Below are 13,535 nucleotides of genomic sequence, written 5' to 3' on the forward strand. Positions count from 1 at the left end.
CACGGCCGTGGACGACGCGCCCGCCCCGGGGGAACGGACCGTCGGCGGATCACCCGCCGGCGACCGCCGGGATGATCGAAATGTTCGCGCCGTCCTTGATCTCCGTCTCCAGGCCCTCGGCGAACCGCACGTCGTCGTCGTTCACATAGACATTGACGAAACGGCGCAGCCGGCCGGTGTCGTCGAGGATCCGCGCGGCGATCCCGGCATGGTTGCGGTCCAGGTCGGCGATCACCTCGCCCAGCGTGGCGCCCTCGGCGGGCACCTCGCTCACGCCGTCGGTGTAGGTGCGCAGAATGGTGGGGATGCGGACGTTGGCGCTCATGGGGGTCTCCTCGTTACGGGCGCTGGGCGGGTCGGTCAGGCAGCGGCGGGATCAGGCGGAGGCCAGGCCGGCGCCCCGGAAGGCGTCCAGGGTCGGCCGGATGACGGCGGTCATGCCGGCCTCGGCGACGGCGTCGAGGGTCTTCAGCCCGTCACCGGTGTTGATGGCGACGGTCTCCTTCGACGGGTCCAGCTGCCCGGTCTCGACCAGCTTCTTGAGCACGCCGACGGTCACGCCGCCCGCGGTCTCCGCGAAGACGCCCTCGGTCCGGGCCAGCAGGCGGATCGCCGCCACGACCTCCTCGTCCGTGACGTCCTCCACCGCGCCGCCGGTGCGCCGGGCGATGTCCAGCACGTACGGGCCGTCGGCCGGGTTGCCGATCGCCAGCGACTTGGCGATGGTGTTCGGCTTGACCGGCCGGATCACGTCGTGGCCGGCCTTGAAGGCGGCCGAGACCGGCGAGCAGCCCTCCGCCTGGGCGCCGAAGATCCGGTACGGCCGGTCCTCGACCAGGCCCAGCCTGATCAGCTCCTGCAGCCCCTTGTCGATCTTGGTGAGCTGGGAGCCCGAAGCGATCGGGATCACGATCTGCTCCGGCAGCCGCCAGCCGAGCTGCTCGCAGATCTCGAAGGCGAGCGTCTTGGAGCCCTCGCCGTAGTACGGCCGCAGATTGACGTTGACGAAGCCCCAGCCCTCGCCGGCCGGGTCGCCGATCAGCTCCGAGCAGAACCGGTTCACATCGTCGTAGTTGCCCTCGATGCCGACCAGCTCGCCGCCGTACACCCCGGCCATCACGACCTTGCCCTGCTCCAGGTCGTGCGGGATGAACACGCAGGACCGGAAGCCCGCCCGGGCCGCCGCCGCGCCGACCGCGCCGGCCAGGTTGCCGGTCGACGAGCAGGACAGCGTGGTGTAGCCGAACGCGCGGGCCGCCTCGATGGCGCAGGCCACCACACGGTCCTTGAAGGAGTGGGTCGGGTTCCCGGAGTCGTCCTTGATGTGCAGCTGGGCGGTGAAGCCGAGCTCGCGGCCCAGGTTGTCCGCCTTCACCAGCGGGGTCCACCCCGGGTTGAGGTTCGGCTTGGTCGCCACGTCGGCCGGGACGGGCAGCAGCGGCGCGTAGCGCCAGATCGACGCCGGACCGGCCTCGATCCGCTTGCGCAGCTCCTCGGCGCTCTCGCTGCCGAAGTCGTAGAAGATCTCCAGCGGACCGAAGCACTCCGGACAGGCGAAGCTGGGACCGAGCGGGAACCGGGTGCCGCACTCGCGACAGGACAGCGCGGCGGCGGGGCCGAGGTCGACGGATACGGCGGTGTCGATAGCCATGATGGGCGGAGGCCTCTCTCCTCATCTTCCCCGTGACGCGGTCGCGCCCGGGACGGAATTGGCACCTGTCCCGCCGGGGCGTGAAGCCGACCGTGCGAGAAGGTTGCCGGGACGTCAACGGGCCGTTCCCTCAGTCCCTCTGGATGAGCTCTGTGAAGTTGTGGTTCTGCTCAGCGGTGACCCCGGCGTGCGAAGGTCCGATCGCTGTACGAAGACTGTATCCGAAGGCATCGGTCCCGAACGCGACCGTCCGCCACGCGAGATGACCCGTCCCAACCTCCCCCGGCCTGCGGCCGGGGGGACCCCCATCGTCGAGGAGAGCACCGTGCCCGCCGAACCGACCTCCGCGCTCCTCCCCGAGACCGCGTCCTGGCTGCGCCGGCGCTCGTGGACCGCGGCAGACCGACCGGTTCACACGCTCCCGGCCGCCAAGCGCGCCCTCGGTCCGGCGGGCACCGTCAGCGTCGTGCTGCCCGCCCTGGACGAGGAGGCCACCGTCGGCGAGATCGTCCGGGTCATCCGGCGGGAGCTGATGGAGCGGCTGCCGCTGGTGGACGAGCTGGTGGTGGTCGACTCCGGCTCCGCCGACGCCACCGCCGAGGTCGCCGCCGAGGCCGGGGCCACCGTCGTCCACCGGGACGCCATCCTGCCCAGGCTGCCCGCCGCCCCCGGCAAGGGCGAGGTGCTGTGGCGTTCGCTGCTGGCCACCCGCGGCGAGATCGTCTGCTTCGTCGACGCCGACCTGCGCGAGTTCGATCCCGCCCTGGTCTCCGGCATCATCGGCCCGCTGCTCACCGACCCGGGCATCCAACTGGTCAAGGCGATGTACGACCGGCCGCTGGAGACCGACGGCGCGGTGGTGCCGGCCGGCGGCGGCCGGGTCACCGAACTGGTCGCCCGTCCGCTGCTCAATCTGCACTGGCCGGAACTCGCCGGTTTCGTCCAGCCGCTCGGCGGCGAGTACGCGGCCCGCCGCTCACTGCTCGAACGGCTGCCCTTCCCCACCGGCTACGGAGTCGAGCTCGGCCTGCTCGTCGACGCCCTGGAGACGGCCGGACTGGACGCGCTCGCCCAGGTGGACGTCGGCATCCGCCATCACCGGCACCAGGACGCCCAGGCGCTCGGCCGAATGGCGGCCACCATCTACCGCACCGCGCTGGAGCGACTGGACCGCACCCACCGGCTCAAGGCCTCCGCCGACCTGGTCCGCCCCCTGCTCACCCAGTTCACCCGCGACCCGCTGACCCGCGCCTTCACCGCCCACACCCACCCGGTCACCGCGACCGAGCGGCCGCCCATGCACACCGTCCCCGAGTACGCCACCCGACACTGAGGACCCGTCCCGCGGGTTTGCCGCCCCGGCCCCCCGGCAACCAACCAACCATGGGTGATCTCACGACCGAGCGTTCGAATCCGACCGGCACCGCCCCGGTGCTGGTGGCGTCCAACCGGGGGCCGGTGTCGTTCGGTACCGCGGACGACGGCACGCTGACCCTCCGCAGAGGCGGCGGCGGACTGGTGTCCGGACTGTCCGCGATCGACGACCCGGACGCCGTCTGGGTCTGCGCCGCCCTCTCCGACGCCGACCGCCGGGCCGCCCGCGAGGCCCCGGACGGCCGGCTCGACCGGGCCGGCCACGACGTCGGCGGCCAGGCCGTCCGGATGCTCGGCCTCGATCCGGAGACCTTCGCCCGCGCCTACAACGGCATCGCCAACTCGACCCTCTGGTTCGTCCACCACCTGCTCTGGAACACCCCGACCGCCCCCGTCTTCGACGCCGGCTTCCGCACCGGGTGGGAGGCGTACACCGCGTACAACACGGCCTTCGCCGACGCCCTCGCCGCCGAGGCCGCGCCCGGGGCCGCCGTCCTGGTGCAGGACTACCACCTCTCGCTCGTCCCGGCGCTGCTCCGCGCCGCCCGCCCCGACCTGCGGATCGGCCACTTCTCGCACACCCCCTGGGCGCCGCCCGAGTACCTGCGGCTGCTGCCCGACGACATCGCCGAGGCCGTCCTCACCGGCATCCTCGGCGGCGACCGGGCGGGCTTCCTGACCCGCCGCTGGGCGCTCGCGTTCGCCGACTGCTGCGAGCGGTTCCTCGGCGCGGACGTCGACCGCGCGGCGCTCACCGTGACGCACGCGGGCCGCACCACCGCCCTCGGCGTCCACGGCCTCGGCGCCGACGCCGACTTCCTGCGCGAGCGCGCCCACCGGCCGGACGTCGACGAGCGGCTCGCCACCCTGCGCGCGACCGTGGGCGACCGCCGCACCATCGTCCGGGTCGACCGCACCGAGCTGAGCAAGAACATCGTCCGCGGCTTCCTGGCCTACCGGCACCTGCTGCGCACCCGCCCGGAGTGGCACGACCGGGTGGTGCACATCGCCTTCGCCTACCCGTCCCGCACCGACCTCGCCGAGTACCGGGCCTACACCGACCAGGTGCGGGCGCTCGCCGCCGAGATCGAGGCGGAGTTCGGGACCCCGGACTGGCGGCCGCTGGTCCTCCACGTCGACGACGACTTCCCGCGCTCGCTGGCCGCCTACCGGCTGGCCGACGTGGCCCTGGTCAACCCGATCCGGGACGGCATGAACCTCGTCGCCAAGGAGGTCCCGGTGGTCTCCGACCAGGGGTGCGCGCTGGTGCTCTCCCGGGAGGCCGGCGCGCACGCCGAACTCGGCCAGGACGCGCTGAGCGTCAACCCCTACGACATCGTGGCCACCGCCGAGGCCCTGCACGCCGGGCTCACCATGCCGGCCGACGAGCGGGCCGACCGCAGCAAGCGGCTGGCCGCCGCCGCGACGGCACTGCCGCCGCAGCAGTGGTTCCTGGACCAGCTCAACGCCCTGCGGCCGGGCGGCTGAGCTCCTCCCCCAGCGCGACCAGCAGTTCCACCACGCCGGCCGGGCCCGGGACCACCAGGTCCGCCCGGTCGGCGAGTTCGCGCACCGGCGCGTCCCCCACCGCGCCGCTGCACACCAGCAGCCCGGCCAGGCCCTCCGGGCGCAGCCCCTCCACCGCGGCGAAGGCGGGGACGTCGCCCAGGTCGTCGCCCGCGTAGAGCACCGACCGGGCCCCGCGCTCGCGCAGCAGCCCGGTCAGCGCCGCCCCCTTGTCCACCCCGGGCGGCCGCAGTTCCAGCACCAGCCGGCCCGGCTCGACCACCAGCCCGTGCTCGGCCGCCAGCCGCTCCATCGGCAGCCGCAGCAGCTCGAACGCGGCCGTCGGTTCGGCCGTCCGCCGGGTGTGCACGGCCACCGAGCGGCCCTTGTCCTCCACCCAGGTGCCCTCGGGCGCGCCGAGCGCCGCCAGCCGCTCCGCCAGCTCCGCCCGCACCGCGGCCACGCCCGGGTGCGGCGGCGGCGCGGTCAGCCGGCCGTCCTCCCAGCGCTCCGCGCCGTAGTGGCCGAGCACCACCACCCCGTCGATCCCGGCCAGCCCGCCGTACTCCACCGCCAGGGCGGCCGGCCGGCCGGTCACCACCGCGACCGCGCCGACCCGCGGCGCCAGCGCGCGCAGCGCCGGTGCCACGCCGGGGTCCGCCCTGGCCCGGTCCGGGTCGGGGACGATCGGGGCGAGCGTCCCGTCGAAGTCGAGGGCGATCACGGCGTCACGGGGTGCGGCGAGCAGTGCCGCCAGCCCCGCGCGCCCGGCGTCCGTGAGCGGTCGAGTCATCTCGGAAAGGCCCATGCCCGGCACCGTACCCAGCCCGGGCGGGGGCCACCCGTCGGGCCGTGCCGGCACCGGGCGGACCGCCGTCAGCGGGCCGCCCGCCGGGCGTCGCGGACCCGGCGCAGCCGGTTGACCAGCACCGGGGCGTGCGCCAGCGCCTCCGGCCGGTCCAGCAGCCCGTTCAACAGCTGGTAGTACCGGGTGCTGGAGAGCCCCAGCTCCTCCCGGACGGCCCGCTCCTTCGCACCGGCCGTCCGCCAGCTCCTGGCCTCCAGCGCCAGCACGGCCCGGTCCCTGGCATCCAGCCCGGCCGGCCCGGCCGGCGCGGCCGGCTCGACCGACGAGGCCGGCTCGACCGGCTCCGCCGACGCCGGTTCCGGCCGCGCCGCTTCCTCTTCCTCGTCCGCGCCCATCGGGGCCCACCTCCGCCCATCGCTACGGAGTGTCATTCTGCCCCGCGGACCCGACACACCCTGCCCGCTGCGCCGCCCCGGTCCGCCGACTAGCGTCGCCCCCATGACCAGCATCCCGACCGCCGCCTTCGCCCTGCACGTCCCGACCGCCGAGCTCGAAGCCGACCCGCTCGACCCGGCGCAGATCGTCTCCGGCACCCCCGAGGTGTCCGGCCTGGTGCTCTCCGAGTCCGCGGCCGGCGAGTCGGGCATCTGGCAGATCACCCCTGGCGTGGTCACCGACACCGAGGCGGCGGAGGTCTTCGTGGTGCTGAGCGGCCGGGCCACCGTCGTGGTCGACGGTGGCCCGGTGCTGGAACTCGGCCCGGGTGTCGCCGGGGTGTTCCAGGAGGGCGACCGCACCACCTGGACCGTCCTGGAGACGCTCCGCAAGGTCTACGCGATCACCTACTGACCCCCTACTGATCACCTGCCGACGCCGGCGCCCGCCGGCCGGGCCCGGGTCACTTGCGGATCCGGGCCGCCTCCTTCACCGCCGCCTGCTGGAGGTCCTCCAGCACCGGCTTGGGCTCGGCGGTCGCCGCCGCCCCGATGCCGGTCTTGATCCGGTTGGAGACCTCGGCCCAGGCCGGGTCCCCGAAGGGGTAGAAGCTCGCGTTGCCGAGCCCGGCCGCGAACTGCTTGAGGTCCGCGTGCTTCGGATCCGCGGTCATCGCGTCGAACGCGTCCTGGGTGACCGGCAGCAGGTTGTAGGTCTCGTCGAACTTGAGCTGGTTCTCCTTGTTGTAGACGAAGGAGAGGAAGCGGCGGATCTCGTTCTTGTGGCCGTTGGCCTTGAACGCCATCATCCAGTCGGCCACCCCGAGGCTGCCGGTCTTCGCCAGGCCGTCCTTCTTCGGGATCGGGGCCGTGCCGAAGTCGATCTTGCCGTTGGTGGCCATCCGCAGCAGCGTCGGGTGGCCGTTGAGCATCGCCACCTTGCCGGCCGCGAAGTCGCTGTACACCGGGGTGCGGTTCATCTTCCCGGGCTCGGGGTAGGTGAGGCCGGTGGCGACCAGGTTGGTCCGCAGCCAGCTGAAGGTGGCCTGGTTCTTGTCACTGTCGATGGTGTAGTTGCCCACGTCGTCGGAGAGGCTGCCGCCGCCGCTCAGCGTCCAGAGCATCGACTCGGCCGGCGCCTCCTCGGGCCCCAGCGGCAGTCCGTACGGGGTGACGCCCGGGACCTTGGCCTTGATCTTCTCGGCGGCCGCCCTGAGCTCGTTCCAGGTGGTCGGCGGCTGGGCGACGCCCGCCTTCTGGAAGATCGCCTTGTTGTAGAAGAGCACCCGGGAGGAGGAGACGAACGGGATGCCGTACTGCGTGCCGAGCACCTGCCCGGCGTGCGAGAACGACTCCATGATGTTGGCCTGGGTCTCCAGCGACAGCACGTCCGAGGCGTTGTACAGCCGGTCCGCGGCGGCCTGGTCGGCGAAGCCGCCGGTCTGCAGCAGGTCGGGGGACTTGCCGCTCCTGACCAGTTCGTCGACCCGCTTGCCGATGTCGGTCCAGCTCGCCACCTCGACGTCCACCTTGAGGCCCGGGTTGGCGGCCTCGAAGCGGCGGGCGACGTCGTCCCAGTACAGCTTGGAGCTGGTGTCCGCGCTCTCGCCGTAGTCGGCTGCCACCAGCCGGAGGGTGACCGGACCGTTGTCCTGGCCGCCGCAGCCGGTGAGCACGAGGGCTCCGGCCAGGGCGCCGGCCAACGCGACGCCGAACAACCGGGTGGGGACCTGGGCGCGCCTGTCCAACGCGGGTACCGCCTTCGGGGGGATCCTGCTGAGGGGGAACGGACCGGATCGGGGGGAGATCCGGCCGGGGGGAGGCCGCAAGGGTGCCAAACCGGGCATGCGGTGGTCCAGACCTCCGGCCCTCGAACGCCGGGTAGTTATCGAAGTGCGGGATTTGTTGCACACCGCGCAACAAAATCCGCGAATCCGACCTCCCGGACGCCCAACCGTGCCCTTTCAGGCCCTGGCACGCCCTGCCCCGCTCTCCCGGCGATCCCCCCGGCGGCCCGCGCAAAGTGCCGCACACCGCACACTTCTGCGACAAAGCTCACCCCTTTGGACCAGACCAATGCAACAACTGGACTAGACCTCTTCGACCGGACCGGGAGAAACTGTCCCCCGTGAAGCACGTGATCGCACTCGATGTTGGCGGGACCGGCATGAAAGCCGCGTTGCTCGCCCAGGACGGCTCCGTGCTGTTCGAAGCACGACGCCCGACCGGGCGGGAACACGGCACGGACGCCGTGGTCACCGCCATCCTCGACTTCGCCGCCGATCTGGCGGACGAAGGCCGCGCCCGCTTCGGCGTCGCGCCCCTGGCGGCGGGCGTCGCCGTCCCGGGCACGATCGACGAACAGCGGGGGATCGCGGTCTTCTCCGCCAACCTCGGCTGGCGCGACCTGCCCCTGCGCACCCTGCTGGGCGGGCGCCTGGCCGGCCCGGGCGGCGCGATGCCGGTCGCCCTCGGCCACGACGTGCGCTCCGGCGGTCTCGCCGAGGGCCGGCTCGGGGCCGGGCGGGGCGTCGACCGCTTCCTCTTCATCGCCCTCGGCACCGGTATCGCCGGCGCCATCGGCATCGACGGCCGGATCGAGTCCGGTGCCCACGGCTACGGCGGCGAGATCGGCCACGTGGTGGTCCGCCCCGGCGGCCCCGCCTGCGGCTGCGGCGCCCGGGGCTGCCTGGAGACCCTCGCCTCCGCCTCCGCCGTCTCCCGCGCCTGGGCCGAGGCCGTGGGCGACCCCGACGCCGACGCGGCATCCTGCGCCGTCGCGGTGGACGCCGGGGACCCGCGCGCGGTCGCGGTCTGGCAGTGTGCGGTGGACGCCCTCGCCGACGGCATCGTGCTCGCCCAGAGCCTGCTCGACCCGTCCCGGGTGATCGTCGGCGGCGGGCTGGCCGAGGCCGGGGACACCCTCTTCACGCCCCTGCGGGCGGCGGTCACGGAGCGGCTGACTTTCCAGATGCCCCCCGAGGTCGTACCCGCCATGCTCAAAGACACCGCCGCGTCGCTGGGCGCCGGCCTGCTCGCCTGGGATCTGCTCTCCATGGAGGTGACCGCGTGACCGCGGACCGACTCGCACTGTCCGGCGCCCGGCTGGTCCTGCCCGGCGGCGTGGTCGAGGGCGACCGTCTCGCCGTCCAGGGCGAGCGGATCGCCGGTCTCGGCGGTACCGCCACGCCGGGCGATCTCGACCTGACCGGGTACACCGTGGTGCCCGGCTTCGTCGATCTGCACGTCCACGGCGGCGGTGGCGCCTCCTACGCCTCCGGTATCGCCGAGGAGGCCCTGCGGGCCGCCCGCACCCACCTCGAGCACGGCACCACCACCACGGTCGCCTCCACCGTCACCGGCGAGATCGACGACCTGGCCCGCCAGGCCGCCGTCCTGTCCGAACTGGCCGAGGACGGCATCGTGGCCGGCGTCCACTTCGAGGGCCCGTTCATCTCCCGCAACCGCTGCGGCGCCCACCGCCCCGACCTGCTGCGCGACCCCGACCCGGCCCTGGTCCGCAAGCTCGTCGACGCCGCCCGCGGCCACGCCAGGATGGTCACCCTCGCCCCCGAACTGCCCGGCGGCCTCGACTCGGTCCGGATGCTCGCCGACCTGGGCGTCATCGCCGCCGTCGGCCACACCGACTCCGACTACGCCAGGACCCTGGAGGCGATCGGCGCCGGCGCCACCGTCGCCACCCACCTGTTCAACGCCATGCCCGGCATCGCCCACCGCGCGCCCGGCCCGATCGTGGCCCTGCTGGAGGACGAGCGGGTCACCGTCGAACTGATCAACGACGGCGTCCATCTCCACCCCTCCGTGCTCGACCTCGCCTACGGCACCGCCGGCGCCTCCCGGGTCGCCCTGATCACCGACGCCATGGGCGCGGCCGGCATGGGCGACGGCCTCTACCCCCTCGGCCCGCTCCAGGTCGAGGTCGAGGACGGCGTGGCCCGACTGGTGGAGGGCGGCGCGATCGCCGGGTCGACCCTCACCCTGGACGTCGCCTTCAAGCGCTCGGTGACGGTCAACGGCCTCAGCCTGAACCAGGCCGTGGAGTCGCTCTCCACCGTCCCGGCCCGGCTGCTCGGCCTCGCCGACCGGATCGGCACCCTGGAGACCGGCAAGCTCGCCGACCTCGTCGTCGTCGACTCCACCGGCTACGACCTGGTCGCCGTCATGCGCCGCGGCGAGTGGATCACCGGCGGCGACCGCTTCACCCCGATCACCACCCCCTGATCACGACCGCCTGATCACGACCGCCGGACCCGCACCGCCGGACCGCCCGCTCCACCACGACGAACGGCCGCCCGCTCCCCCGCGAGGGGAACGGGCGGCCGTTCGTCCATGCCTCGGGACGGCCTCAGGAAGCGGCTTCCAGCAGCACCTGGTCGACCAGGATCGTGCCGCTGCCCGCCGGTACCGAGATCACCAAGGTGTTCGGACCCGCCACCATCGGCGGCGTTATGTACGTGTTGAACCAGGACGAGGCCGGGTCCTTGCCGGGGGAGTAGTTCTTGAAGCCCAGTCCGCCCGGCCAGTCCTTGCCGTTGACCGTCGCCGCCGCCCGCACGTCGGCGGCGGCGTTGCTGTAGTGCACGGTGAACTTGTAGGTACCGGCCGCCGCCAGCTCACCGGTCCAGGTGATCGTCCCGCCGGGGTTGAGCGTCAGGTAGCTGCCGTCCGCCGACTTGGCGCCCTTGACGGTGTTGCCGGACGGCGCGTTCTGCGCCTGCAGCTGGCTCGCGTCCACCGGGCCCAGGCCGCCGGTGCCGGAGGCGGTCGCCGCCGGCGTGGCCGAGGCGGAGCCGGTCGGGTTCGCGCTGCCGGTGCCGGTGCCCGGACCCGCCGAGACCCCGGCCGAGGCGCTGGCCTTGGCCTTGGCCTTCGCGTCCTTGTCGGCCTCCGAGTCCCCGCCGGTGAGGGCCACCGCGGCGCCGATCGCGATGGCCGCGACCACGGCCACCCCGCCGATGACGGCGCCCTTGCCCCGGCCGCCGCTCGGCCGCTCCTCGCCCGGCTGCGGGCGGGAGTGCTCGGCGTAGCGGGTCTGCTGGGTGGGGGCGGCACCGAAGTCGCCCTGCGCCGGGTACGGCTGCTGCGGCGGCTGGGCCTGCGGGTAGCCCGGCTGCGTCGGACGGGACTGCTGCGGCGGGTAGGGCTGCTGCGGCCGGGGCTGCTGGCCGTACTGGGCGCGGCCGACCGCCATCGGACGGCTGTAGGGGGTGCGGGGCACGCCCTGCTGCGGCTCGGCCGGCTGCCCGGAGGAGGCGCCGTCGGCCGGACGGTAGAGGTAGCCGAACGGATCGTCGTCCTGAGGGACGCCGCCCTCCGGGCCCTGGGGCGCCTCGCTGCTGCCGGCGGTGGTCACGGTGGTCAACTCCCCCATCGCGGTCGCGCCGCCGGACTTCCGTGCCGTCGGACGCTGATCGTGGTCGCGCGTACCCCCGGAACACTACCCGTCGTCGGCCAAGCCCCGAAAAGACCCCTTGACAACCCACGGGTAGCTTGCGCCCGCCCCGGGCCCCGGTTCAGCCGGCCCGCCGGTGCGAGCGTTCGCCGCGGGCGCCGCGCACCGCGCCGCCCCGGGCCCGCTTCTCGTCGTACATCCGCTCGTCGGCGGTGTGCAGGACTTCCTCGATGCTCATCCCGCAGCCGGCCCAGCCGACGCCGAGGCTCACCCCGACCCGCATCGCCCGGCCGTCGATCCGCATCGGCGGGATGATCGCGTTGCGCAGCCGGTGGGAGAGGTCCTTCGCCTCGTCGCGGCCGATGCCGTCGGCCAGCACCACGAACTCGTCACCGCCGAACCGGGCCACCGTGTCGCCGTCCCGGACGGCCCCGCTGAGCCGGCGGGCGACCTCGACCAGGACGGCGTCCCCGGCGTTGTGCCCGAACCGGTCGTTGATCGACTTGAAGCCGTCGAGGTCGCAGAAGAGCACCGCGAGCCCCTTCTCCACCGCGGCCGGGGGGCTCGAGCGGAACGGGCCGCTCCTGACCTCCGCGCCCGGGCCGTGGTCGGGCGGCACCACGGCGTGCACATGGTCGCCGTAGCCGTTCGCCCCGTTCGCCCCGCTCGTTCCGTTGGCCCCGCTCGTCCCGTTGGCCCAGTCCGGCGAGCCGACGGACGCGGCCGCCGGGTAGCTCTCCGGGAGGCCGTAGCCGTGCGCCTGCTCCATGCCCTCGTACCCGCCGGGCGCGCGGTGGGGTTCGCCGAACAGGTGCTCCGGGTACCCGCCGAAGCCGTCCTCGGGGCGGAGCGCGGCCGCGTGCCCGGCGCCGCCGTGGCCGGAGTCCCCGGTCGGGGCGGCCTGGTGCCCGGCGGCGACCGCCTGCGGCAGGGCGCACAGCCGGCGACCGAGCCTGGCCTTGAGCTCGGCCCCGTTCGGCAGCCCGGTGAGCGCGTCGTGGCTGGCCCGGTGGGCGAGCTGGAGCTCGTGCCGCTTGCGGTCCTCGATGTCCTCGACGTGGGTGAGCAGGAAGCTCGGGCCCTCCGCGGCGTCGGCCACGATCGAGTTCCGCAGACAGACCCACTGGTACCCGCCGTCACGGCGGGAGAGCCGCAGTTCCGCCCGGCCGCTCTCGGCGCTGGTGCGCTCCAGCAGCGTCCGGTCGTCGGGGTGCACGAGATCGGCGAAGCTCTGCTGGCGCAGCACCGCCCTGGGGCGCCCGAGCAGGCGACAGAGCGCGTCGTTCACCCTGGTCAGCTGGCCCCGCCCGGCGCCGTGGAGTTCGGTGATGGCCATCCCGCTGGGGGCGTACTCGAAGGCCTGGCGGAAGCTCTCCTCGCTGGCCCGCAGCGCCTGCTGCTCCTTTTCGAGCCGGGCCAGCGCGCGTTGCATCTCGGCGCGCAGCCTGGCGTTGCCGATCGCGATGGAGGCTTGCAGGGAGAACATCTCCAGCGCCTCGCGGGTCCAGGCCCCGGGCCGTTTGCCGCTGCGCGGCCGGTCCACCGAGAGGACGCCGAGCAGGTCGCCGCCGGCGCTGTACATCGGGGCGAGCAGGCCGTCGGCCGGGTGCCAGTCGTTGGCGTAGACCGGCATCGCGCCGTCCCCGATCCAGCGCGGGATGTCGCTGGCCACGGCCCAGCCGCGGTCGTAGGGGAGGAAGCGCAGGGTGCCCCAGTGGTCGCTGACGCCGAGCAGCCGGTCCCAGGACTCGCGCGAGCCGACCTGGCCGAGCAGTACGGAGGGGCCGCCCATGGCGCTCTCCTCCAGCTCCCAGACGGCCGCCACCACCAGGTCGCCGTCGGGCCGGACCAGGCTGACCGCGGCGGCGTCGAATCCGAGCCCGTGCACGGCGCCCTCGACCACGGCCTGCAGCGTTCCCGCCAGGCTGCGGGCAGCGTTGAGGTCCGCCACGACCCGGTGCAAGGTGCGGAGGGTCGCGAGACGGACATAGGGCTCCGACTCGGCTTCCATGCGGGGGCTCCCCGGCTGCTTCGGATAGGTCTTGATTGGTTATCGTCCGATTGCCAGAAGAACTGAATCACAGGGAGCACAGCGTTCGGCACGCTCGGTCAGCAATAGGTCAGCACTTGTGACTTAAATCACACGACGCTAATGCACCCTTAATCGGTTCATCTGCCCCATAACGGGACAAAAAGCCTCATCGGCACATTTCCGGTGGTCGGTCGCCATGGCCCCGCCCTGTAGCCGACTGACCGCCGAGCAGGCTCTGCTCTTCACTCCTGGGGGTGAGGTCGGGTGCGAACCGTAACCTTCCCGGCGCCCGGGCGGACCGAGCCGCGCTGCGTCGC

General features: G+C 73.6%; 12 protein-coding genes and 1 riboswitch. Of the genes, 5 read left to right on the forward strand and 7 right to left on the reverse strand.

Features of this window, described 5'->3' with window-relative positions; all coding sequences use genetic code 11:
* Positions 1-49: 49 nt before the first annotated feature.
* On the reverse strand, positions 50-325 hold the full coding sequence (locus SM793_RS18830; protein WP_320439370.1) for a MoaD/ThiS family protein: 276 nt from the start codon (positions 323-325) through the stop codon (positions 50-52).
* 51 nt (positions 326-376) lie between these two features.
* Positions 377-1,651 carry a threonine synthase gene (gene thrC / locus SM793_RS18835; protein WP_320439371.1) on the reverse strand — a complete coding sequence of 425 codons (1,275 nt, stop codon included), beginning with the start codon at positions 1,649-1,651 and terminating at the stop codon, positions 377-379.
* A gap of 18 nt (positions 1,652-1,669) precedes the next feature.
* Positions 1,670-1,801: riboswitch (SAM riboswitch) on the reverse strand.
* Positions 1,802-1,976: 175 nt separating this feature from the next.
* On the opposite strand from thrC, the gene SM793_RS18840 reads away from it, so the two are divergent.
* The gene (locus SM793_RS18840; RefSeq protein ID WP_320439372.1) at positions 1,977-2,984 is read left to right on the forward strand and encodes a glucosyl-3-phosphoglycerate synthase; all 1,008 of its coding nucleotides are present in this window, start codon (positions 1,977-1,979) and stop codon (positions 2,982-2,984) included.
* Between the two features lie 50 nt (positions 2,985-3,034).
* Positions 3,035-4,513 carry a trehalose-6-phosphate synthase gene (locus SM793_RS18845; RefSeq protein WP_320439373.1) on the forward strand — a complete coding sequence of 493 codons (1,479 nt, stop codon included), beginning with the start codon at positions 3,035-3,037 and terminating at the stop codon, positions 4,511-4,513.
* On the opposite strand, the gene otsB is transcribed toward SM793_RS18845, so the two are convergent.
* Positions 4,488-5,339 carry a trehalose-phosphatase gene (gene otsB, locus SM793_RS18850; protein ID WP_320439374.1) on the reverse strand — a complete coding sequence of 284 codons (852 nt, stop codon included), beginning with the start codon at positions 5,337-5,339 and terminating at the stop codon, positions 4,488-4,490. The two genes, SM793_RS18845 and otsB, sit on opposite strands and share 26 nt — an antisense overlap.
* Positions 5,340-5,407: 68 nt before the next feature.
* The gene (locus SM793_RS18855) at positions 5,408-5,734 is read right to left on the reverse strand and encodes a DUF3263 domain-containing protein (RefSeq protein WP_320439375.1); all 327 of its coding nucleotides are present in this window, start codon (positions 5,732-5,734) and stop codon (positions 5,408-5,410) included.
* Between the two features lie 103 nt (positions 5,735-5,837).
* Between SM793_RS18855 and SM793_RS18860 the strand changes: the two genes are divergently transcribed.
* Positions 5,838-6,188, forward strand: a complete 351-nt coding sequence (locus SM793_RS18860) for a cupin domain-containing protein (RefSeq protein ID WP_320439376.1) — start codon at positions 5,838-5,840, stop codon at positions 6,186-6,188.
* 49 nt (positions 6,189-6,237) lie between these two features.
* Here SM793_RS18860 and SM793_RS18865 read toward each other — a convergent pair whose 3' ends face one another.
* Entirely contained in the window at positions 6,238-7,521 is a 1,284-nt protein-coding gene (locus tag SM793_RS18865; RefSeq protein ID WP_320439377.1) for an extracellular solute-binding protein, read from the reverse strand.
* A 380-nt stretch (positions 7,522-7,901) separates the two neighbouring features.
* Between SM793_RS18865 and SM793_RS18870 the strand changes: the two genes are divergently transcribed.
* Positions 7,902-8,846, forward strand: a complete 945-nt coding sequence (locus tag SM793_RS18870; protein ID WP_320439378.1) for an ROK family protein — start codon at positions 7,902-7,904, stop codon at positions 8,844-8,846.
* On the forward strand, positions 8,843-10,015 hold the full coding sequence (gene nagA, locus SM793_RS18875) for an N-acetylglucosamine-6-phosphate deacetylase (RefSeq protein WP_320439379.1): 1,173 nt from the start codon (positions 8,843-8,845) through the stop codon (positions 10,013-10,015). The genes SM793_RS18870 and nagA overlap by 4 nt, the downstream gene beginning before the upstream one ends.
* Positions 10,016-10,139: 124 nt before the next feature.
* Here nagA and SM793_RS18880 read toward each other — a convergent pair whose 3' ends face one another.
* Together SM793_RS18880 and SM793_RS18885 are read right to left on the reverse strand one after the other, a co-directional pair.
* The gene (locus SM793_RS18880) at positions 10,140-11,147 is read right to left on the reverse strand and encodes a hypothetical protein (protein WP_320439380.1); all 1,008 of its coding nucleotides are present in this window, start codon (positions 11,145-11,147) and stop codon (positions 10,140-10,142) included.
* Between the two features lie 160 nt (positions 11,148-11,307).
* Entirely contained in the window at positions 11,308-13,197 is a 1,890-nt protein-coding gene (locus tag SM793_RS18885) for a sensor domain-containing diguanylate cyclase (RefSeq protein ID WP_320439381.1), read from the reverse strand.
* Positions 13,198-13,535 lie beyond the last annotated feature (338 nt).

Origin of the sequence: Kitasatospora purpeofusca (genome assembly GCF_034043715.1) — a bacterium.
In the GTDB taxonomy this organism is placed as follows: domain Bacteria; phylum Actinomycetota; class Actinomycetes; order Streptomycetales; family Streptomycetaceae; genus Kitasatospora; species Kitasatospora purpeofusca_A.

Excerpts from the sequence above, each read along its gene's own strand:
- SM793_RS18830 (WP_320439370.1), bottom strand. The coding sequence starts at position 325 with ATGAGCGCCAACGTCCGCATCCCCACCATTCTGCGCACCTACACCGAC.
- thrC (WP_320439371.1), bottom strand. The coding sequence starts at position 1,651 with ATGGCTATCGACACCGCCGTATCCGTCGACCTCGGCCCCGCCGCCGCG.
- SM793_RS18845 (WP_320439373.1), top strand. The coding sequence starts at position 3,035 with ATGGGTGATCTCACGACCGAGCGTTCGAATCCGACCGGCACCGCCCCG.
- otsB (WP_320439374.1), bottom strand. The coding sequence starts at position 5,339 with ATGGGCCTTTCCGAGATGACTCGACCGCTCACGGACGCCGGGCGCGCG.
- SM793_RS18855 (WP_320439375.1), bottom strand. The coding sequence starts at position 5,734 with ATGGGCGCGGACGAGGAAGAGGAAGCGGCGCGGCCGGAACCGGCGTCG.
- SM793_RS18860 (WP_320439376.1), top strand. The coding sequence starts at position 5,838 with ATGACCAGCATCCCGACCGCCGCCTTCGCCCTGCACGTCCCGACCGCC.
- SM793_RS18885 (WP_320439381.1), bottom strand. The coding sequence starts at position 13,197 with ATGGAAGCCGAGTCGGAGCCCTATGTCCGTCTCGCGACCCTCCGCACC.